At 75.4% G+C, this 20,946-nt stretch carries 18 protein-coding genes; 6 read left to right on the forward strand and 12 right to left on the reverse strand.

Going from position 1 to position 20,946, the window contains the following annotated elements:
• Positions 1-844: serine/threonine-protein kinase (locus ABEB07_RS29545; protein ID WP_345671144.1), on the reverse strand; the 844-nt coding region annotated here is incomplete at its 3' end.
• A gap of 45 nt (positions 845-889) precedes the next feature.
• On the opposite strand from ABEB07_RS29545, the gene ABEB07_RS29550 reads away from it, so the two are divergent.
• The gene (locus ABEB07_RS29550; RefSeq protein WP_345671146.1) at positions 890-1,441 is read left to right on the forward strand and encodes an RNA polymerase sigma factor; all 552 of its coding nucleotides are present in this window, start codon (positions 890-892) and stop codon (positions 1,439-1,441) included.
• A 40-nt stretch (positions 1,442-1,481) separates the two neighbouring features.
• Here ABEB07_RS29550 and ABEB07_RS29555 read toward each other — a convergent pair whose 3' ends face one another.
• Positions 1,482-3,857: a SpoIIE family protein phosphatase gene (locus ABEB07_RS29555; RefSeq protein ID WP_345671147.1), complete on the reverse strand. Its 2,376-nt coding sequence runs from the start codon at positions 3,855-3,857 to the stop codon at positions 1,482-1,484.
• A 324-nt stretch (positions 3,858-4,181) separates the two neighbouring features.
• Here ABEB07_RS29555 and ABEB07_RS29560 point away from each other — a divergent pair, with 324 nt between their 5' ends.
• The 3 genes from ABEB07_RS29560 to ABEB07_RS29570 all read left to right on the forward strand — a co-directional run bounded on the left by ABEB07_RS29560 (position 4,182) and on the right by ABEB07_RS29570 (position 5,531).
• On the forward strand, positions 4,182-4,427 hold the full coding sequence (locus tag ABEB07_RS29560) for a hypothetical protein (RefSeq protein ID WP_027758336.1): 246 nt from the start codon (positions 4,182-4,184) through the stop codon (positions 4,425-4,427).
• Between the two features lie 3 nt (positions 4,428-4,430).
• Positions 4,431-4,808: a toxin Doc gene (locus ABEB07_RS29565; RefSeq protein WP_345671149.1), complete on the forward strand. Its 378-nt coding sequence runs from the start codon at positions 4,431-4,433 to the stop codon at positions 4,806-4,808.
• Positions 4,809-5,096: 288 nt separating this feature from the next.
• A complete protein-coding gene (locus tag ABEB07_RS29570) occupies positions 5,097-5,531 on the forward strand; it encodes a protease inhibitor (RefSeq protein ID WP_176151498.1) in 435 nt (144 codons plus the stop codon).
• Between the two features lie 173 nt (positions 5,532-5,704).
• Here ABEB07_RS29570 and ABEB07_RS29575 read toward each other — a convergent pair whose 3' ends face one another.
• From ABEB07_RS29575 to ABEB07_RS29615, 9 genes are all read right to left on the reverse strand, one after another.
• Positions 5,705-5,929 (reverse strand): CDGSH iron-sulfur domain-containing protein, encoded by a 225-nt coding sequence (locus tag ABEB07_RS29575; protein ID WP_425589093.1) that lies wholly within the window; start codon positions 5,927-5,929, stop codon positions 5,705-5,707.
• Positions 5,910-6,563, reverse strand: a complete 654-nt coding sequence (locus tag ABEB07_RS29580) for a HemK2/MTQ2 family protein methyltransferase (protein ID WP_345671152.1) — start codon at positions 6,561-6,563, stop codon at positions 5,910-5,912. The genes ABEB07_RS29575 and ABEB07_RS29580 overlap by 20 nt, the downstream gene beginning before the upstream one ends.
• A gap of 31 nt (positions 6,564-6,594) precedes the next feature.
• A complete protein-coding gene (locus ABEB07_RS29585) occupies positions 6,595-7,608 on the reverse strand; it encodes an iron-containing redox enzyme family protein (protein WP_345671153.1) in 1,014 nt (337 codons plus the stop codon).
• A 54-nt stretch (positions 7,609-7,662) separates the two neighbouring features.
• Positions 7,663-7,857, reverse strand: coding sequence for a hypothetical protein (locus ABEB07_RS29590; protein WP_345671154.1), 195 nt, complete (start codon positions 7,855-7,857; stop codon positions 7,663-7,665).
• Between the two features lie 70 nt (positions 7,858-7,927).
• Positions 7,928-8,935 (reverse strand): Ppx/GppA family phosphatase, encoded by a 1,008-nt coding sequence (locus ABEB07_RS29595; protein ID WP_345671155.1) that lies wholly within the window; start codon positions 8,933-8,935, stop codon positions 7,928-7,930.
• Positions 8,936-9,062: 127 nt separating this feature from the next.
• Entirely contained in the window at positions 9,063-11,888 is a 2,826-nt protein-coding gene (locus ABEB07_RS29600) for an NHLP bacteriocin export ABC transporter permease/ATPase subunit (protein ID WP_345671156.1), read from the reverse strand.
• A gap of 1 nt (position 11,889) precedes the next feature.
• Complete coding sequence (locus ABEB07_RS29605) at positions 11,890-14,112, reverse strand: NHLP family bacteriocin export ABC transporter peptidase/permease/ATPase subunit (protein ID WP_345671158.1); 2,223 nt, start codon at positions 14,110-14,112, stop codon at positions 11,890-11,892.
• Positions 14,109-14,915, reverse strand: a complete 807-nt coding sequence (locus ABEB07_RS29610; protein WP_345671159.1) for an HlyD family efflux transporter periplasmic adaptor subunit — start codon at positions 14,913-14,915, stop codon at positions 14,109-14,111. Before ABEB07_RS29610 ends, ABEB07_RS29605 begins: the two co-directional genes overlap by 4 nt.
• Positions 14,916-15,023: 108 nt before the next feature.
• A complete protein-coding gene (locus tag ABEB07_RS29615) occupies positions 15,024-15,239 on the reverse strand; it encodes a type A2 lantipeptide (RefSeq protein ID WP_345671160.1) in 216 nt (71 codons plus the stop codon).
• Between the two features lie 623 nt (positions 15,240-15,862).
• Between ABEB07_RS29615 and ABEB07_RS29620 the strand changes: the two genes are divergently transcribed.
• Positions 15,863-17,242, forward strand: coding sequence for a S1 family peptidase (locus ABEB07_RS29620; protein ID WP_345671161.1), 1,380 nt, complete (start codon positions 15,863-15,865; stop codon positions 17,240-17,242).
• A 479-nt stretch (positions 17,243-17,721) separates the two neighbouring features.
• Here the strand turns inward: ABEB07_RS29620 and ABEB07_RS29625 are convergent, their stop codons facing one another.
• The gene (locus ABEB07_RS29625; protein ID WP_345671162.1) at positions 17,722-19,878 is read right to left on the reverse strand and encodes a SpoIIE family protein phosphatase; all 2,157 of its coding nucleotides are present in this window, start codon (positions 19,876-19,878) and stop codon (positions 17,722-17,724) included.
• A gap of 393 nt (positions 19,879-20,271) precedes the next feature.
• Here ABEB07_RS29625 and ABEB07_RS29630 point away from each other — a divergent pair, with 393 nt between their 5' ends.
• A complete protein-coding gene (locus tag ABEB07_RS29630) occupies positions 20,272-20,880 on the forward strand; it encodes a response regulator transcription factor (protein ID WP_345671163.1) in 609 nt (202 codons plus the stop codon).
• Positions 20,881-20,946 lie beyond the last annotated feature (66 nt).

Consider the following 20,946-nt stretch of genomic DNA (forward strand, 5'->3'; position numbering starts at 1 on the left):
CGCGCGGCCGGCCGGCGCCCGGGGCCCGCCACCCGCGCCGCCGGGCCGCGGCGGCCGTCGCCGCGCAGTCCTCCAGCTCCCGGGCCAGCTCCTCGGCGCTGGGCCAGCGCCGCTCGCGGTCCGGCTCCAGGGCGCGCATCAGCGTGCGCGCCACGTCCGGCGCCAGGTCCGGCCGCAGCCGCTCCGGCGGCACCACTTTGCCCGGCGCGGCCGGGACCGTGCCGGTGACCAGCTCGTAGCCGACCGCGCCCAGGCTGTACACGTCCGCCCGCGCGTCGATCCCCGCCCCGGGCTCGGCCTGCTCCGGCGGCCGGTAGCCCTCCGACCCCGCGGCCAGGGTCAGCCCGGAGGCCTGCGCCAGGCTCTTGGCCAGCCCCAGGTCGGCGAGCAGCACCCGCCGCGTGCCGTCGGGCGCGGTGCGCAGCAGGACGTTGCTCGGCTTGACGTCCCGGTGCAAGATGCCCGCCTCGTGCAGGGCGTGCGCGGAGCGGGCCGCCAGCGCGGTCAGCCGCAGCGCCTCCGGCACCGGCAGGGCGCCTTCGGCGAGCAGGTCGGCGAGGGTGCCCGCGTCGGCGTACTCCATGACGAAGTACGGCCTGCCGTCGGGCAGTTCCCCGATGTCGTGCACCTGCACCACGCGCGGCGAGCCCGCCTTGCGCAGCAGCCGCGCCTCGGCCAGGAACCGTTCGCGCACATCGAGGCGGTGCGCCCAGTTCTCGGCGAGGACCTTCACCGCCACCGGCGCTTCGAGGTCGTCGTCGTGGGCGAGCCACACCGTGCCGAAGGCGCCGGCGCCGAGGCGCCGTTCGAGCCGGTAGCGGCCGATCCGCTCGACGGAGTGCATACGACTATCATGCCTGCCCTGAGATCGACTCCAAGGAGGCCCCACGTGCCGGACGCGGCGCCGACCGAAGAACTCGCCCGGCGCGCCGCCGCCGGTGACGGCGCGGCACTGGAGGAGCTTCTTGCCGAGCTGCGGCCCGAGCTGCTGCGGCGCTGCGGGCGTTTCCTGCCCTGCCGCGAGGACGCGGAGGAGGCGGCGCAGGACGTGCTGTGGCAGGTCACCCGGAAGATCAGCACGTTCGAGGGACGCAGCAGGTTCAGCACCTGGCTCTACACGGTCGTCGCCAACTGCTGCCGGCAGAAGTACCGCGAGCTGAAGCGGCGGGCCGCCGAGCACCCGGCCGTCATCGAGCCGGAGCGGCACGTCGACCCGCGTACCACCAGCGTCATCGCCGGTTCCCGGATCGATCTGCTGGAGGCGCTGGAGCGCCTGGAACGGGAGCATCCGCACCTGGTGGCGCCGCTGGTCTACCGGGACATCTGCCAGCTGGAGTACGCCGAGGCCGCCGAGCGGGCCGGCATTCCCCTCGGCACCCTCAAGTCCCGGCTGCACGAGGCCCGCCGCCAGGTACGGCCCTGGCTGGCGGGCGGGGCCTGACCGGCCGGCACCGCACAGCGGCCGACCGGGCGAACCGCTTTCACTCCCCGTCGAGCAGGCTCAGCTCGGCCCAGATGGTCTTGCCCTCCAGGCTGTGCCTGCTGCCCCAGCGCTGGGTGAGCTGGGCGACCAGGAGCAGGCCGCGGCCGCCCTCGTCCCAGGTCTTGGCGCGGCGCAGGTGCGGGGCGGTGTTGCTGGTGTCGGACACCTCGCAGATCAGCTGGGTCTCGTCGTGGATCAGCCGCAGCCGGATCGGCGCGGCGCCGTAGCGGATGGCGTTGGTGACCAGCTCGCTGACCACCAGTTCGGCGGTGAACGCCGCCACGCTCAGCCCCCAGTCGTCGAGCTGTTCGACGACCTGCTTGCGGATCGGGGCGACGAGCGCGGGGTCGCCGGGGATGTCCCAGGTCGCCACCTGGGAGGCGGGCAGGCCCCGGGTGCGGGCGAGCAGCAGGGCGACGTCGTCGCCGGCGCTGCCGCCGGGCAGCAGGGCGTGCAGGACCCGGTCGCAGGTCTCCTCCAGGGAGTCCGCCTCGCCGGCCAGCGCCGCGCACAGCAGCCGGTGCCCGGCCTCCACGTCCCGCTCCCGGCTCTCCAGCAGCCCGTCGGTGTAGAACGACAGCACGCTGCCCTCGCGCAGCTCCAGCACCGCCGACTCGAACGGCAGTCCGCCCAGGCCGAGCGGCGGCCCCGCCGGAAGCTCGATCCGGTGCGGCGGCCCGTCCGGCGGCACCAGCACCGGCGAGGGGTGCCCGGCGCGGGCGAGCGTGCACCGCCGGGAGATCGGGTCGTAGACGGCGTACAGACAGGTCGCGCCCACCTCGCCGGGACCGTCGCCGCCGTCCTCGGCCGACATCCGCACCACCACGTCGTCCAGATGGGTGAGCAGCTCGTCCGGGGCGAGGTCGATGTCGGCGAGGGTGCGCACGGCGGTGCGCAGCCGGCCCATGGCGGCCGAGGCCCGCACCCCGTGCCCGATGACGTCCCCGACCACCAGCGCCACCCGCATCCCGGACAGCGGGATCACGTCGAACCAGTCGCCGCCCACGTCGGCGCGCGCCGCCGGGAGGTAGCGCGAGGCCGCCTGCACGCCGGCGGTGCGCGGCAGCGAGCGCGGCAGCAGGCTGCGCTGGAGGGCGAGCGCGGTCTCCCGCTCGCGCGAGTAGCGGCGGGCGTTGTCGACGCAGACGGCGGCCCGGGCCGTGACGTCCTCGGCCAGCAGCACGTCGTCCGGCATGAACGGGTGCGGGTGCCGGAAGCGGGTGAAGACGGCGACGCCCAGCGTGACGCCCCGGGCCAGGATCGGCACCGACATCGTGGAGTGGACGCCGAGGCGCCGGGCGAGCAGGACGCGCTCGGGGTCCCAGGCGAGCCACTTCTCCAGGTCGCCCGACTTCTCGGACACCACGATCGGCTGGCCGGCCAGCAGCGCGGCGCCCTGCGGCGAGACCGCCGGATACACCTCGCTCCTGCCGGGCGGGAACATGGCCTCGGGATCGCCCTGATCGGCTGAGCGGTGCGCGACGCGGCGCAGGGAGACCGGGACCTTCAGCGGTCCGCTGGGCAGTTCGCCGCCGTGCTCGGGCGGGTCCACCAGGTAGACGCTGACGAAGTCGGCGAGCGAGGGGACACAGACGTCGGCGAGTTCCTGCGCCGTCCGGGTGACGTCGAGCGTGGTGCCGATGCGCGCGCTCGCCTCGTTGACGAGCTGGAGGCGTTCACGGGAGCGGTACTGCTCGGTGAAGTCGTGCACGGCGACGCACACCCCGAGCACCCGGCCGTCGGCGTCCTTGACCGGGGACACCCGGGCCAGCCAGGCGCTCAGCCGGTCGTCGCCGCCGACCGGGACGTACGTCCGCACGTCGTGCCCCCGGCCGGTGGCGAGCACCCGGAGCATGTGCGCCTCGATGTCCTCGCTGTGCGAGCGGCCGCCGATCTCGGGGTGGCGCAGGCCCCGCAGGTGTTCCCCGGGGACGCCGATCACCTCCGCCATCGCGTCGTTGGCGGCGTGCAGGCGCAGCCGGTCGTCGTAGACCGCGACGGCGCACGGCGACTGCGTCAGCTGGGCCCGCAGCAGCGGGTCGTCCGGTTGGGGCGGCGGTCCGCCCTCCAGCGGGGTCACCAGCAGCCAGTCGCCGCCGTCCGCGGGCCGCCGGTGGTGCGCCAGCACCCACACGGGCACGGTGTGCCCGTCGCGGTGGCGCAGGTGCAGCGTGCCGCTCCAGCGGCGCTCCCCGGGCAGGGCGGGGGCCGGCGCGTCGCCGGCCAGCAGCCGCGCCGCCGGTCCGCCCACGACCTCCTGCGGCGTCCAGCCGAGCAGCCGGCGCGCGCCCTCGTTCCACTCGGCGAGCAGACCCCGCTCGTCGACGACGGCCCGGGCCGTGGCGGCATCGTCGAACGGATACACCGGGCTCATCGTCGCCACTCCATCGCGCACACCCACAGTGATCAGACGTGTGTCACTCGCGATCCAGCCTAGTGCGTACCCGTTCCGCGCGGTCGGCGGCCCCCCTCGCGGTGTCCGGCGCCGGGCGGTCTCCCGGCGCGCGACCGCGCTGCGGCGCGCCCGGGCCGTCCGCCCCGGCGCGCACGCCCGACGGTGCGCCGGGGCGCGCGCTCCGCCGTGCCGATCGCCCGCCCGGGCCGGGCGGCCCGGTGCACGCCTTCTCCGGTACCGTGGTGCCACCGCTGTGACCTGCGGCTATTTACGTGAAAGTGCCCGCGCGGTACCGTTTGGAGTATGCCAGCGCTCAATGTGGAGTTCAGCGACCGCGAGCTAGAGGACCTGCGGCAGATCGCCAAGGAACGCGGTACGTCGATGAAGGCGCTCGTGCGCGAGGCCGCCGCCGCCGACATAGCCCGGCACCGGGCCCTCCAGGAGGGCGCCGAGGCCTTCCGCCGGTTCTTCGCCGGCCACGCCGAGGAATTCGCCGCCGCGTTCCCCGACGACGAACCGCCCACCCGGGGCGAGGGACGAGCCGCCTGACCGATGACCCCCGTCATCCACATCGACGTTCCCTGGCTGCTCCAGCGCCACGAGGAAGTACTTCCGGACCAGCCCGCGGTCAACGACTTCTCGGCCCTGGTCGCCGCCGTCGCCCGCCACCGCGTGGACCCGCCGCGCCTGGGCGTGGACTCCGACCCCGCCTGGCGGGCCGCCGCCCTGCTGCACACCCTCGCCCTGCTCAAACCGCTGCCCTCGGCCAACGCCCGCTTCGCCTGCGCCACGGCCGTCGCCTACATGTACGCCAGCGGCGTCGGCATCGACCCGCCCTACGGCGCCCTGGTCGACCTCGCCCGCGACCTGATGTCCGGCAAGACCGACGTCTACGGGGCGGCGGACCGGCTGCGCTCCTGGGAGATCTGACCGCGCCGAGCGCGTTCCGGCGCGTATGACGGGAGTGTTTCCAGTCGATTGCGGAACACGGGAGAACACGCCATCAGGCCGGATCTCACACCCGGCGGGCCCGTGGTTCCGGGGTTTGCACGTTCGAATTCCGTGACTTCACGCCACTGATTCAATACGCAAGGTTACCGAAACCCATGGGTTCGATGTGAGTTTCGGTGCCGGACTCGGCAGACTCCCGCTCGCCGGGTCCGGCACCGATCGCGCCGGACGGGCATCTCTCATCGAACCTGCGGAAGGAAGCACACAATGCGGAACACCGCGCGCTGGGCAGCGACCCTCGGTCTGACGGCCACCGCCGTCTGCGGACCCCTGACCGGGGCCGCCCTCGCCGCCCCGTCCGCCGCCCCCGCCTCCCTGTACGCCCCCTCGGCCCTGGTGCTCACCGTCGGCCACGGACCCGACGCCGCCACCGCCACCCCGGAACGCGCCGTCACCCTCACCTGCGCCCCCACGGCCTCCGGGACACACCCCGCCGCACCCGACGCGTGCGCCGAACTGCGCACCGTGGGCGGCGACTTCGCCGCCCTGACCGCCGGCGGCGACGTGCTGTGCACCAAGGAGTACAACCCCGTGGTGGTCACCGCCGCCGGTGTCTGGCAGGGCAAGCGGGTGACCTTCGAGCGCACCTTCGCCAACGAATGCGTGAAGAACGCCGCCATGACGAGCGTCTTCGCGTTCTAGAGCCGGGATCGCACGGTTTCCGCGCGGCACCATGGGCCACGTGACTGGGGAGTGCGTGGCCCGGCGAGGGAACCGAGGGTGATCCCGCGACAGGGATCGGCGGGCGGAGTGGGGCCTCCCGCCGATCCCTGACATCTTGTCGTCCTGTCCTCCCGACTTCCGCGCGCCCCGCGTCACACCCGCTTGCGGTGACTGGTGTCGCACCACGGGTAGCGGCGGCTGCGGCGGCAGGTGCACAGCGCCACCCGGAACCGGTCGGAGGAGACGGTGGTGCCGTCCTCCAGCTCCACCTCGACCGGGCCGTCGACCAGGATGGGCCCCTGCCGCTGCATGGTGACCCGGGCGGCCGGCGGAGTCGGGCACGCGTCCTCGCGGCTCTCACACGGGTCGTTCGGCACGGATCACCACCAGCTCTTCCTTCTCGTCGCCCGAGTCCAGCAGACCCCGCTCGCGCAGCCAGTCCCGGCGCGCCCGCAGCACCGGCCCGAAGGCGATCCAGCGGCGGCGCACCACGGCGGCCTTGAGTCCGGCCCCGCGCAACAGGTCCAGGGTGGGGTCGGGGCCGCTGAGCGCCGAGTGCACGATCAGCAGCACTCCACCGGGCCGCAGCAGCGCGGGGGCGTCCCGGCAGATCCGGTCCAGCAGTTCGCGGCCGTCGCAGCCCGCGTCCCAGGCTCGCGCCCTGCCACGGGGGGAGTGGCGGGCGGCGGGGGCCGGGACGTAGGGCGGATTGGCGAGGATGAGGTCGAACGTCTGCCCGTGCACCGGGCCGAAGAGGTTGCCGCGGCGGGCCCGCACCGGGAGCCGCCGCAGCCAGGCGTTGAGGCGGGTGCTCCACACCGCCCGCCGGGACACGTCGACCGCCGTCACCTCGACCCCGCGGCGGGCGGCCGCCAGCGCGAGCGCGCCGCTCCCGGTGCCCACGTCCAGGACCTGCGCGCCGGGCCGCAGCGGCTCGTCGCCCAGGACCTCGGTCAGCAGAGCGGTGTCGTCCTGCGGGGCGTAGACGCCCGGAAGTACCAGTTCACTCACGCCACGCGAGTACCCCGCGGTCCGGCGAATATCAGCAGGCGCCGACCGCTTCCGCCGTGAGCGGAACGCGCAGCGAGGAGCGGCCCGCCCGCCAGTTGCCGAGCAGCCGGCCGCCGAGCCGGTCCTCCAGGTATCCGGTGGCGTCGACGCCGAAGGCGATGTCGGCGGCCAGGTGCGGTTCCTCCTCCAGCAGCCCGGCGATGACCTCGTGGCGCACGACCTGCTCGTGCACGGCGTCGGCCTCCACGTGCTCGTCGTAGAAGAACTCGGCCGCCTTACCGGCGCCGGTGCGGCGCATCGCCTCGGCCAGCCGCCGCGAGCCGGGCGAGGAGGTGATCTCCACCGCGGCGAAGTGCCCCACCAGCGCCCCGCGCAGCGCGCGGTGCAGCCCGAACAGGGACATCATGTTCACCGTGGCCAGGGCCTCCGCCGAGGCAGCGTCCAGATAGCGGCCGTACGCGGTGTCCAGCCCGAGGTCCGTCATCAGGTCCGCGAACAGCCGGGCGTGCACCCGGGCGGCGCGGCCGCCGCCGTACTCGTCGAACTCCACCGCCGCCATCGCCGCCTTGGCCCGCCCCCACAGCCGCGGCAGCACCCAGGCGTGCGGGTCCGCCTCCTTGAGGTGGTACAGGGAGCGCTGGGCGGCGTACTCGCGCACCTGCCACAGCTCGCCCTCGTCGCGCAGGTGGTACGAGACACCGGAGCCGTCGACCGGTTCGACCAGCAGCTCGCCCAGCGCCTCGTCCAGGCTCGCGTGCCCGGGGGTGTCGGCGCGCAGGGCGGTCAGGAAGCGGTCCTCCAGCGCCGCCCGCACCCGCAGCAGGTCCGGGTCCCACTCCCGCGCCGCGGCCACGCCCGCGAAGCCCCGGTAGTGCAGTTCGTAGCACAGGTACAGGGCCAGTTGGAGGTCGTCGCCGTACGGGTCGGCGGCGGCGGCGTCCGCGGGGCGGGGAAGCGGGCCGGTGTCGAGCAGGTGGGCCGTCACGGCAGCGGAGAGCGGGCCCCGGGCGGGCGGCAGCTGGGGTCCTCGGTGTGCGTCGTCCATGGGTTCCGGGTACCCGGAGCGCCTGCCGCCATCCGCCGGGTGATCGCGGCCGGCTCAGCGGCCCCCGGACTCCTCCTGGGCCTCTTCCTCCGCCCGGGTGTTCGGGGTGATCGCCTCGGCGGCCTCGCCCCGGTGCCGCCGGTCGCCGGCCTCGTCCACGTCCGTCTCGGCCTTCTCGAACTCGCGCAGGACCTCGCCCAGCGCGGTCTCGGGGTGGTCGTGCTGCTGCTTGCCGTGGTTGTCGGCCATGATGCTCGCTCCTTGCCTCGGGTCGGGTCCGGTACGTCTTCCCGTCTTCGCGCGCCCTATGGCACCGGCGCTAAGGCGCGGCGCTCGCGATCCGCAGCGGCACGGGGTCCGGCGGCGCCGCGTCCTCGTCCAGCCGGGACACGCCCGCCCACCAGGACGGACCGTCCTCCAGGTGCCGCAGGAGCACGCCCTCGCGGATGGCCCAGGGGCAGATCTCGGCGGTCTTCAGCCCGGTCAGCTTCATCGCCGTGTGCCCGACCACCGCGCCGGCCAGGCTCTGCGCGGCCCGCGGCGCGGAGATGCCGGGCAGCGCGGCGCGCTCGGCGGCGGGCAGGGCGGCCAGCCGGTCGACGGCCCGGCGCAGCTCGCCGCGCCGCAGCCGCCGCTCCACGAACGGCCCCTGCCGTCCGGGCGCGGCCCCGCACAGCCGGCCCAGCTGCTGGAACGTACGCGAGGTGACCACCGCGGTGCGCGGGCCCTCCCAGCGGATCCGGGCGGCCGCGTCCCGCAGCTGGTGGCGCACCCTGCGCCGCAGCGCCTTGAGCTGCTCCGGCGAGGGCGGGTCCCCGGCCGCGAGGAACTCGTGGGTGAGCCGGCCGGCGCCCAGCGGCAGCGAGGCCACGAAGTCGGGCAGCCGGCCCCGCCCGAAGGCCACCTCCAGCGAGCCGCCGCCGATGTCGAGCAGCGCGAGCGGCCCGGACCGCCAGCCCGCCCAGCGCCGCGCCGCCAGGAACGTCAGCTCGCCCTCGACCTCCCCGGGCAGCGTGCACAGCTCCACCCCGGTGCCGGCCCGGACCGCGCGCAGCACCTGGAGCCGGTTCGGGGCGCCGCGCACGACGGTGGTCGCGAAGGCCAGCGGACCGGCCGCGCCCCACCGGGCCGCCGTCTCGCCCGCCTCCCCGACCGCCTCGACCAGACTCCGCACCGCGTCCGGCGGTATGGCCTGCCCGGGGGAGACCTGCTGGGAGAGTCTCAGCCGCCACTTGGCGGTGTGGACCGGCAACGGGACCCCGCCCGCCGCGTCCGCGACCACCAGCCGAACCGTGTTCGACCCCACGTCCACCACGCTGATTCGCATGGCCGGGTCCGTACCCGCCCTGCCGGTCCGTACGCCTGACGACACGACCACCGGCGGCCGAACGGCAGATGAACGACGCAGGAACGGCTCATTCCCGTCCGGTGCCGCGGCCGAAGCGGCCGGTTCCTCAGACCAGCTGGCGGCGCACCAGTTCGCGCAGCGGGCCGCCCTCGTGCGCGAGCAGTTCGGCCGGCGGCCCCTGCTGCACGACGCGGCCCTCCCGCAGCACCACGACCCGGTCGGCGTCCAGCACCGTCGACAGGCGGTGCGCGATGACGATCCGGGTGGCGTTCAGCTCCCGGGTGCTGTCGATCACGATCCGCTGCGTCGCGTTGTCCAGGGCGCTGGTCGCCTCGTCGAGGAAGAGGAGCCGCGGCCGCCGCACCAGGGCCTGGGCGATCATCAGACGCTGCCGCTGCCCGCCGGAGACCGATCCGCCGCCCGCGACCAGGGTGTGCAGCCCCATCGGCATCCGCCGGATGTCCTCGGCCAGCCCCGCCAGCTCGGCCGCCGCCATCGCCTCCTCCGGCGAACACGGCTCGGCGCCCCGGATGACGTCCAGGATCGAGCCCGTGAACGGCTGGGCGTGCTGCAACACCACCCCGCACTGCCGGCGCACCGCCGAGCGGTCCAGCGCCGCCAGGTCCTGGCCGTCGTAGAGCACACTCCCGGACAGCGGCTTGTCGAAGCCGATCAGCAGCCGCAGCAGCGTCGACTTGCCGCAGCCGCTCGGCCCGACGACCGCCACGAACTCGCCCGGCCGCGCCTCGAACGACACGTCGTCCAGGACCAGCGGCCCGTCGTCGCCGTAGCGGAACGACAGCCGCCGCGCCTCGATCGCCCCGGACAGCGGCCCCGGCCGGGTGCTCGCCGCGCACACCTCCGGTGCGGCCTCCAGCACCGGCCGGATCTCCTCCAGCAGCGGCAGCGCGGCCACCGCCGACACGAACGCCCCGGTCAGCGACGTCACCGAGGTCAGCAGCATCGTCACCGAGGTGCTGAAGGTCAAGAAGGCGGCCGCCGACATCGAGCCGCGCGCCGGACCGGCCAGCAGCATGAACATCACCAGCGTGCACACCGGCAGGTACACCGCGCCGAGCACCGTCGTCACGTTCTTGATCCCGCCCACCCGCCGCTGCAGCGCGCGGCCCCGGGCGAACTTCTCGGCCCAGGCGGCGTACGCGTAGTCCTCGGCGGCGGCCACCCGCAGCTTCGGCAGCCCGCGCAGGGTCTGGAAGGCCTGGTCGTTCAGCTGGTTGGTAAGCACCACCAGCCGCCGCTGCCAGCGCACCTGCCACAGCCCGAGACCCGAGAACACGGCCGCGATCACCACCAGCATGCCGACCGCCGCCCACGCCATCGAGGCGCTGTACCAGAACAGCAGCACCAGGTTCATCGCCCCCACGGTCGCCGACTGCGCCACCACCGGGCCGACCCCGGCCAGCAGCCGGCGGATCGCGCTCACCCCCATGGCCGCGCTCGCCAGCTCGCCGGTGGACCGCTCGGTGAAGAACCGCGTCGGCAGCCGCAGCAGCCGGTCCCAGACGGCCGGCTGGAGCGCGGCCTCGACCCGGCCCTCGAGGCGCAGCACGGTCAGGTTCTCCAGCAGCAGGAACGCCGCCGCCACCACGCCGCTGACCAGCACCGCGAGACACACCTGCGCGATCGGCTCGCGCTCGGCCCGCGGCACGTACTGACCGAGCACCCGGCCCGTCGCCACCGGCACCAGCGCGCCGAGCGCCACCGTCACCAGCCCGCTGATCAGCAAGTTCAGCAGATCGCCCCGGCTGCCGCGCAGACAGAACCGCAGCAGGGCGAGCGGACCGGGCGGGCGCTCGGGCAGCGGCCGGTAGAACATCACCGCGCGCGGCTCGAACTGCCCGGCGTCGCCCGGCCCGACCGCGCTCGCGCGCCCGGTCGCCGGATGCACGGCCGTGTAGCGGCCGCGCCGCCACAGCAGCGCCACCGGCGCCCCCGACGGCGCCCGCCGGCCCACCAGCGGCCCGGTGTTCTCCCGCCACCAGCGGCCCTCCAGCCGTACGGCCCGGCTGCGCACCCGGGACGCCAGCGCCACCTGCTCCACCGGATCGAGCCGGTCGCCGACCGTGCCGGGCCGCGGCGGACCGGCCAGCGTGATCCCGGCGTCCCGGGCGACCAGCTCGCAGGCCGCGTACACGGCGTCCGCGTCGGCGGCCGTGACCGGACCGGCGGGGGAGCGGCCCATCGACGCCAGCAGCGTCCGGTCGGCCCGGGCCCGGACCGCCTCGCCGGCCGCGATCCCGGCGGCCGTCCGCGTCTCGTGAGCCCGCTCCAGCTCCTCGATCCAGCGGTCCAGCGCCGTCAGCAGCCGGTGCTGCTGGTCGACCACGGACTGCCACACGGCGGGGTCCATCAGCAGATCGGCGGCCGCCTCCGCGCCGTACAGCGCCCCGTACTGGACGCTGCCCGGCGGCACCTGCATCCAGAACACCTCGTCGTCGGCGGGCACGGCCGGCCCCTGCCCGGCCAGCGGCGCCTGGAACAGCACCGACAGGCTGCGGCCGAGGCCGAGCGCGAGCGCGTACTCCACCGGGCCGCTCCGCGGCGGCACGTCCCGCGGCCGGCCGAACTCGTCCCACGACCACGCCTCGGCGGGCGCCGGCCGGTACAGCTCGCGCAGCGCGATCCGGCGCACCGCGCAGTCGCGCAGCGGCCGCGCGACCAGCGTGTGCCGCGGACCCGGCGCCGGCCCCAGCAGCAGCGAGCCCGCCGCGAGCCGGCCCAGGTGGTGCCAGTGTCCCTGCTGCTCCGCGTCCACCGCGAACAGGTCCAGCTCGCCCGCCGTGACCAGCCAGAGCGCCTGCGGGCCCGCCAGATCCAGCCGGCTCAGACCGGCGCACTCCACGGGCGCGCCCAGCGAGCCGAGCGCCCCGAGGACCGGATCGCTCTCCCGCACCTGTGTCGTCCCCGTCATCTCACCGCTCCCCGACCAGCGCGGCGTACGCACCGCCGCGCGCCAACAGCTCCTCGTGCCGCCCGCGTTCGACGACCGTGCCGTGCCGCAGCACCACGATCTCGTCGCTGTCGCGCACCGTGGACAGCCGGTGCGCGATCACCACGCAGGCGCAGCCGCGCCGCCGCAGGTTGTCCATCACCACCTGCTCGGTCTCCGCGTCCAGGGCGCTGGTCACTTCGTCCAGCACGAGGATGCTCGGCCGGCGCACCAACGCCCGCGCGATCTCCAGGCGTTGACGCTGCCCGCCGGAGAGGTCGCGGCCGTCCTGCGCCACCTTGCCGCGGATGCCGCCCGGACGGCGGGCGACGTCGTCGTAGAGGGCGGCGTCGCGCAGCGCCTCCACCACCGCCTCGTCCGTGATCGACGGGTCCCACAGGGCGACGTTGTCGCGGACGGTGCCCTCGAAGAGGAACACCTCCTGGTCGACGAAGGACACCGACGCGGCCAGCGTCCCGCGCGGAATGTCCGCCAGCCGCCGCCCGTCGACACGTATCACTCCCTCCCACGGCGCGTACAGGCCCGAGATCAGCCGGGACACCGTCGACTTGCCGCTGCCCGAGCCGCCGACCAGCGCCACCTGCTGCCCCGGCCCCACCCGCAGGTCGAAGCCGCGCAGCAGCGGCTCGTCCAGCGGGCTGTAGCCGAAGGAGACGTTCTCCAGCTCGACGTGGCCGCGCAGCCGGCGCGTCGAGTCGCCCGCGCCGGAGCGGGTGTGCGGCGGATCGGTGCGGAAGTCCTCCACGTCCTTGAGCCGGGCCACGTCCGCCGCGAAGTCCTGGACGCGGCCCGCGACGCCGTTCAGACGGGTCAGCGGGGCGGTGAAACGGGCCACCAGCGCCTGGAAGGCGACCAGCAGACCCACCGAGATGTGCCCCTCCACGGCCCGCATCCCGCCGATCCACAGGATCAGGGCGCTGTTGACCGTGGCCAGCGTCGGCGCGACCACCCCGAGCCAGGCGCTCGGCACCCCGAGCCGCTGCTGCTCCTCCAGCGTGGTGGCGTGCTGCCCGGCCCAGGTGCGGAAGTAGCCGTCCTCGCCGCCGGTCGCCTTCATCGTCTCGATCAACTGCAGGCCGGTGTAGGCGGTGTTGGTCAGCCGGGCGGTGTCCGCGCGCAGCTTCGCCGTCCGGGTCGCGCGCAGCCGCACCACCACCCGCATCGCCACGATGTTGAGCAGCGCCACCCCGATGCCGACGGCGGTCAGCTGCGGGTCGTAGGTGTAGAGCAGCACCGCGTACAGCACCACGACCACCGCGTCCACCCCGGCGGCGGCCAGGTCGCGGGCCAGGGTCTCGGCGACCGCGTCGTTGGACTGGAGCCGCTGCACCAGGTCGGCCGGGCTGCGCTGGGCGTAGAACGTGACCGGGAGCCGCAGCAGATGGCGCAGGAAGCGGGCGCCGGTGAGCGTGGAGGAGACGATCCGCCCGTGCAGCAGGTTGGCCTGCTGCAACCAGGTCAGCGCGACCGTGAACAGCACACACGCGGCCATCGCGGCGAACAGCACACCCAGCAGCGAGGACTGGCCGCCGATGAGATACGTGTCGATGTAGACGCGGCTGAGCGCGGGCACCGCCGCGCCGACCGCCACCAGCAGCAGGCTCGCCAGCACCGCCACCGGCAGCGCGCCCGCGGTGCCGCGCAGCCGGGCCGGCAGCGCGCCCCGGATGCCCGGCCTGCGCCCGCCCCTGGTGAAGTCCTCGCCCGGCTCCAGCACCAGCACCACACCGGTGAAGGCAGCGTCGAAGTCCTCCATGGACACGAACCGGCGCCCCTTGCCGGGGTCGTTGACGTACACGCCGCGCCGGCCGAAGCGGCGGCCCCGGCCCTCGTAGACGATGTAGTGGTTGAACTCCCAGAACAGGATGGCCGGGGCCTTGACCTCCGCGAGGGCGGCGGTGTCCATCTGCATGCCCTTGGCGGTCAGGCCGTAACCGCGCGCCGCCTTCAGCAGGTTGCTCGCCCGCGAGCCGTCGCGGGAGACGCCGCAGGCGATGCGCAGCTCCTCCAGCGGGACATGGCGGCCGTAGTGGGCGAGCACCATGGCCAGCGAGGCGGCGCCGCACTCCACGGCCTCCATCTGGAGCACCGTGGGGGTGCGCACGGCCCGGACGCGCGGTCGCGGGACGGTGCGCCGGGGCGGCGCGGCGCGGCGGCGGCCCCGGGTCCGCCGGACGGCGCTCACGGCAGCAGCCAGTCGACGGGGTGCCGGGCGGCCAGCCGGATCGAGGCGTCGGCCAGGGTCATGGAGTCGAGCCGGAACGGCGGCCCGTCCGCCGACGACCACCGGTAGCCGCTCTTGGTGGCGGCCGAGGCGTCCAGCCGCACCAGGACGGCGACGGGCCGCCCCCGGCCGGCGAACTGCGCGCCCAGCCGGGCGTCTCCGAGGAACGCGCCGATCCGCTGGGCCGACTGGGCCGTGCGGTCCACCGACCGGACCCGGCCGCGCAGCACGCCGTAGCGCTCGGCGGGCGCGGAGGAGACGGTCAGGTCGACGGCCGCGCCGACCGGGACGGAGGCGCCGCTCCGCTCGGGGACGTACACCGTCGCGTACAGCGGGTCCGTGGCGCGGGTCACCTTCTCGACGGCGGCGACGTCCGAACCGGTCGAGACGATCTGCCCGAGGGCGGCGGCCAGCGCGGTGATCCGGCCGGCGGCGACCGTCCGCACGACCGCCTCGCCCCGCGCGGTACTGACCTTCAGCACCGGCGCGTTCGCGGGCAGCCGTTCGCCCTCCTCGGCGAGCACCGCCGTGACCTGCCCGGCGACCGGGCTCTGGAGCACGTAACTGCCCTGAGCGTGGGTGAGGACGGCCGGCGCGGTGACCGTGCCGGCCACGGAACCGGTCACCGCCCATCCGCAGGCGGCGGCCAGGGCGACCAGCGTGACGGCCAGCACGAGAGCGCCCCGGGGGCGGGCGAGCCGGACCGGGAGGTCCAGCTCCTCGGGCGACTGGAGCCTGGCGAGGGCCTGTTGACGGAACTGCACGGGACTTCCCTCACCTGGAGAGAGACGATCGGGAGAGGCTTCCTCAGGACGTCCGAGAGCCCCGGAACCGGCGTACGGCTCCGGGGCCTCGGCGGCGGCGCGGTGCGCTCAGAGACCGGCGACCAGGTTGGTGACCGGGGCGGTGTTCAGACCGGTCACACCCTCGACGGTGCCGACGGCCGTGTCGACCAGGCCGGACACCGGGGCGACGCCGTCCACCAGGCCGGTGACGGTGCCGAGGGCGTTCACGGACAGGCCGCCGGAGATGGTGTCGAGCTCGGCGTCCGAGATCTCGGCGGTCTCGACCTGGGGGGTGGAGTTCATGGGGAACTTCCCTTCGTTCGTGTGGGGGTTTCTACAAGGGGGGAAACGGCCCCGCCGCACAGGTGCGGACGGCCGCCGGCCACGGGCGCCGGCCACCTGATTCCCAAGCGTCCCGGCCGGCCCCTGCGGTGCGATGGATCAAAGCACGGCGCCACCCGCGGCTTCCACTCACGCAGGGCTCTCACCAGCGGACTTGTCGATCCGGGAGCCTCTCGCGTGGATGTGCGGGCACGAGTCGTCGGCCACTTCTTCACATGTCGCGCGGCATCGGCCCACGCACACCCTTGCCCGCGCGCCGACGAGCGCGCACACCGCGTGGAACACGTGCCACGGAGGCGGCGGTTGTGCAGATCCGCCGCGCGCGGTGACCTCGCTGGGCACGCGCTGTGCAGATTCCCTGAAGCAGGGATTCCGCTCCCGTGCCCCGCCCGAGTGTCGACGCAGAGCAGTCGAGTGGTGGCGGTGAGTGAGTGCGTCTGAGGGGGTGAGCCCCGCCCGCGTGGGGCGAGTTGACACACCTGACTGAACGCTCCACGCCCCCGGCGCGTACCAACGGCCAGTCAGGCGCGCCCCTACCCACTGCCGGACGGCGGCACGGACCCGCCCCCAGGAGGTCGAGAAGTTTGAGTCACCAGCGAATTCCGAAGCGCAGGGCCGCGATAGCGGCGGGCGGTGTGCTGGCGCTCGGCGCGGCGGCCGTGCTCCTCCCGCACGCCGACGCCGCCCAGGACGGCACGGCGAGCGCCGCCGCCCCCAGGACCTTCCAGGCGAAGGACGCCTCGGACGCCGCCTCCCGGCTCGCCGGCTCCCTGGGCGAGGCGTACGCCGGCTCCTACTACGACAGCGCCCGGCGGCGGCTCGTCGTGAACGTCGTGGGCGCCGACGACGCGGCGGTCGCGCGGGCCGAGCGGGCCGGCGCGGCCGTCCGCCGGGTCGGCAACAGCAGCGCCGCCCTCGCGGCGGCCGCGCACACCCTGAAGGCGAGCGCCACCCTGCCCGGCACGTCCTGGGCCGTGGACCCACGGACGAACAAGGTCGTGGTCACCGCCGACCGCACGGTCACCGGCGCAGGCTGGGACAGGCTCCGGTCCACCGTGCGAAGCCTCGGCACGGGCATGGCCACCCTCAAGAGGTCCGCCGGCGCCTTCAGGACGTTCGCCTCCGGCGGCGACGCGATCTTCGCCCAGGCGCAGGGCGGCACCGTCCGCTGCTCGCTCGGCTTCAACGTCACGGCCGCCGACGGCAGTCCCGCCTTCCTGACGGCCGGGCACTGCGGCGTCGCGGCCGAGCGGTGGGCGGACGCGCAGAACGGGCAGCCCGTCGCCACGGTGGACCGCGCGACCTTCCCGGGCAACGACTTCTCCCTCGTCAAGTACGACGATCCCGCGACTTCCGCGCCGAGCGAGGTGAACGTCGGGGGCGGGCGGAGCGTCCGGATCACCGGGGCCGCGGAGGCCGCCGTCGGCGAGACCGTGTTCCGCATGGGCAGCACCACGGGGCTGCACGAGGGAACGGTCACCGGCCTCGACGCCACGGTCAACTTCCAGAGCGAGACCGACCCCGGCGGCGTGGACACGGTGACCGGCCTCATCCAGACCGACGTCTGCGCGGAGCCGGGCGACAGCGGCGGCTCGCTGTTCACCCAGGACGGCGGCGCGGTCGGCCTCACCTCCGGCGGCAGCGGCGACTGCGCCCAGGGCGGCGAGACCTTCTTCCAGCCGGTCACCACGGCCCTCCAGGCGACGGGCGCGACGCTCGGCGGGGACGGCGGCGCGGGCGCGGGCGCCGGGGACGGCGGCGCGGACGCCGGGAACCAGGGCGCGGGCGACCAGCCCGGCGACGATCAGTCCGGTGACGGGCAGTCGGGCGCCGGTTCCGCGGCGGCGCCCGGTGACGACGCGTCCGGTGCCGCCGTCGGTTCGGGTGCGGCAGGGGATCCGGCCGCGGCCGGGGGCTCCCCGGCGGGCGGCGGTCACGGGCAGGGCCGGGGCCGGAGCCACTGACCGCCACCGGACGACCGAGCCGGTGACGACCGAGCCGGTGACGGCCGGTCCGGTGACGACCAGCTCGGTGACGGGCAGTTGGTGACGACCGGCCCGGTGACGGGCGGTCGGGTGACGACCAGCTCGGTGACGGGCAGTTGGTGACGACCGGCCCGGTGACGGGCGGTCGGGTGCCGGCCCGTCCGGTGCCGGCTCCACGGCTGTGCCCGGCGACGACTCGTCCGGTGCCGCCGCAGGCTCGGGCGCGGCCGAGGACTCCGCCGTCTCCGGCGGGCGGCGGCCACGGGTACAGCCGAGGCCGGAGCCACCGACCGCTACGGCCCACTCCCGCCGACCCGCCGGTCAGGGCTCCCGCCGAGGTACCGGCCGGGCCCTCCGCCTGCCGGCCCGGCCCGCCGCCGACCCGTAGGTCCGGGCTCCGCCCGAGGGAGCCCGGGGGCGGCCGGGCCGCACCCCTGGAACGGGAGCGTTCCGCTCCCTCAGCCGTCGCCCCGTGCCCGCAGCAGCAACAGCGCCACGTCGTCGGCCCGTTCGCGGGCCGCCGCGCTGTGCCGCACCAGACAGTCCGCGAGCACGCCCAGCGGCACCTCCCCGGCCGCGCCGAGCAACTGCCCCAGCTCGGCGAGCGCGTCCTCGATGTCCACGCCCGGCGACTCGACGAGCCCGTCGGTGTACAGGACGAGCACCGAACCGGGGGCGAGGCCGACACGGGTCGTCGGGTACGTCGCCGCCGGGTCGATGCCCAGGAGCGGGCCGCCGGCCAGGTCGAGCACCCGTACCCGCCCGTCGGGCCGTCTCAGCAGCGGCGGCGGATGCCCGGCCCGGGACATCACGGCGGAGCCGTCGGCCGGATCGAGCCGCAGGTACAGACAACTGGCGAACAGCTCCACCCCGAGGTCCATCAGCAGCAGGTTGGTGCTCCGCATGACCTCCTGCGGCTCCTGCCCGACCGTCGTGTACGCGCGCACGGCGGTGCGCAGCTGCCCCATCAGCCCCGCGGCGGTCACGTTGTGGCCCTGCACGTCCCCGATCACGGCCGCCGCCGGACGGGTGGGCACCAGGTCGTAGAAGTCGCCGCCGATCTCCATCCCCTGGGTGGCCGGCAGATAGCGCGCGGCGGCGTCGAAGCCCGGCACCCGCGGCAACGAGTGCGGCAGCAGCGCCTGTTGCAGGCCGTGCGCCAGCCGGTGCTTGGCGTCGTAGAGCCGGGCCCGCTCCAGCGCCTGCGCGATCAGGCCGCCCAGGCTGGTCAGGACGGCGCGTTCGTCGGCCGGGAAGGGGTGCGGTTCGGCGTAGGCGAGCACGCAGGTGCCCACCGGCCGTCCCGAGGCGATGAGCGGCAGGTACGCCCAGGCCGCGAAGTCGTCGCGCACCGGGTACCGCACCGGATACAGCCGTTCCAGCTCCTGCCGGGAGCCGAAGAAGGCGGGCGCGCCGGTGGAGAGCACCCGGGTGCTCGGGGTCGGGGCGGACAGCGGGGTGCCGTGGAACTGCTCCACGGCCCGGCGGTCCCGGTAGCCGCGCTGCCCGAGCACCTGGAGCCGCCCCGACTGGGAGCCCAGGATCATCAGGGCCTGGCTGCCGACCGCGGGCACGATCTCGTCCGCGACCAGCTGCACCACGTCCCGCACGCCCACGGCCTCCGTCATCGCCCCGGCCAGGCCCAGCACCCGGGAGATGGTCACCAGGCTGGAGGAGGAGGCGCCGTCGCCGGGCCGGGGCGTGCCGCGGCCGAGTTCCGCCACCGCGCGGGCCCGGGTGATCCGGACGCTGAGCCCGGTCGCGCTCGGGTAGAGCCGGAACGACAGCCAGTCGCTCGGCGGCCGCAGCGCGACGAACGCGGTGACCTGCTGGCTGAGCAGCGCGCCCCGGTAGCGGTCCTCGTACATCGGGTCGTTCAGCCACGGCACCGACGCCCACAACCGGGTGCCGAGCAGTTCGGCGACGGGCAGGCCCAGCAGATCGGCCGCCGCGGTGTTGGCGAAGGAGACCCGGCCGTGCACGTCGAGGGCGGCGAGACCGTACGGCAGCCGCGCCACCATCCGGGCCGCCTCGACCGAGCCGAGCGAGCCGGCCGTGCCGCCGGACGGCCCGGCGGCCGGCAGATCCGGCTCGGCCCGCACCGGCCGGCGCTCGGCCGCTGCCCGCTCCAGCCGCAGGGCCAGCCGGTCGCAGGCCGCGGTCAGGTGATCGCGCTCCCAGTCGGACAGCACCGGCGGATGCGCGGCGGGCCAGGTGACGAAGACCGCGCCGTAGGCGGCGCCGCCGGTCGCCAGCGGCAGCGCCGCCAGGGCGAACGGGTACGGCAGGACGACGGCGATGCGCGGATAGCGGCGCGCCATCTCCTCCTCGCCGCCCACCCAGATCAGCCGCCGCTCGCGCACCGCCTGGGCGACCGGGATGGGGGCGCTGAGCCCGACCCGCTCCCAGGGCGCGGCGAAGTCGCGCGGCATGCCCGCCATCACCGCCATCTCCAGCACCGGCTGGTCGGGGGCGAGCAGATAGACCGCGCCGGAGTGGGCGTGGACCTCGTCCAGCAGGGCGGCCAGGGCGAGGGACAGCATCGGCCGTCCGGCCGTACCACGGGGGGCCGGCGGCGGCTGTCCCGGCCGGTGCCCCTCGGACACGCCGACCACCTCCTCGTCCCCGCCCGGCCGCGTGACGCCCCCGGGATCAAGGTTCCCCCCTGACCGCCCCGCGCGCACGGCGAGCGGCGCGGGGGACGCCTCGCGCGCACGGCCGGCGGCCGGCGGTCGTACGGACCGTACGACGAGGTGGGGGCCCTCTGGACCGTACGGCGGAGTGGGGTCCGTACGACGAGGTGGGGGCGCGTGGCCGCATCCGTACCCCGGCGGCCACAGCCCACGCCCCCCACATGGGGCGCACGCCGGCGGACAAGTGCCACGCGTGCGCCCCCGCGCATCCCGATGGCTTGTTCTCCGCGCACGGTGACGGCCCGCGCCCCCAAGAATGGGGCACGCGCTGACCATCCGCGGACAACCGGTGCAAGGTGAGCTGAAGGGGCGGCAGTGATCCGGGTACTTCTGGTGAACGACGCGCGTCTGGTGCGCTCCGTCATGGCGGAGTGGTTGCGCCGGGAGGCCGACCTGAGGGTGTACGACACACCCTGGCGCGGCGCGGCGGCCATGGTGCGGGCCGTCCGGCCGGACGTCTGCGCGGCCGACCTCGACCACACCGCCGCCCGCGGACTGCCGCCGCTGAACGAACTCAGCCCCCCGGCCGCCGGCCGCCGCCCGCCGCGCCTGCTCGTGCTGACCGGCGCGGACCGCCCCGCCCTGCTGCGGCGGGCCATGGAGGCGGGCGCGCTCGGCTACGTCGACAAGAAGGGCTCGCCGGACCGTCTGGTGCACGGCATACGGCGCGTCGCCGCGGGGGAGCGCTTCGTCGACGACTCGCTGGGCCTCGGCTTCGGCAAGGCCGCCGAGATGCCGCTCACCCGGCGCGAACTGAGCGTGCTGTCCCTGGCCGCCGAGGGAGCCTCCGTCGCCGAGATCGCCGGCAGCCTGCACCTGTCCCACGGGACCGTGCGCAACTACATGGCGGCCATCACCCGCAAGACCGGGGCGCGCAACCGCATCGACGCGATCAGGATCTCGCACGGCGAGGGGTGGCTGTGACCCAAGTGCCCCGCGGGACGCGCGGTGCGCGGCCGGCGGCCGGCCGCCGATGCTCCCGGGCGTGCG

Origin of the sequence: Streptomyces similanensis (assembly GCF_039543625.1) — a bacterium.
In the GTDB taxonomy this organism is placed as follows: Bacteria; Actinomycetota; Actinomycetes; order Streptomycetales; family Streptomycetaceae; genus Streptomyces; species Streptomyces similanensis.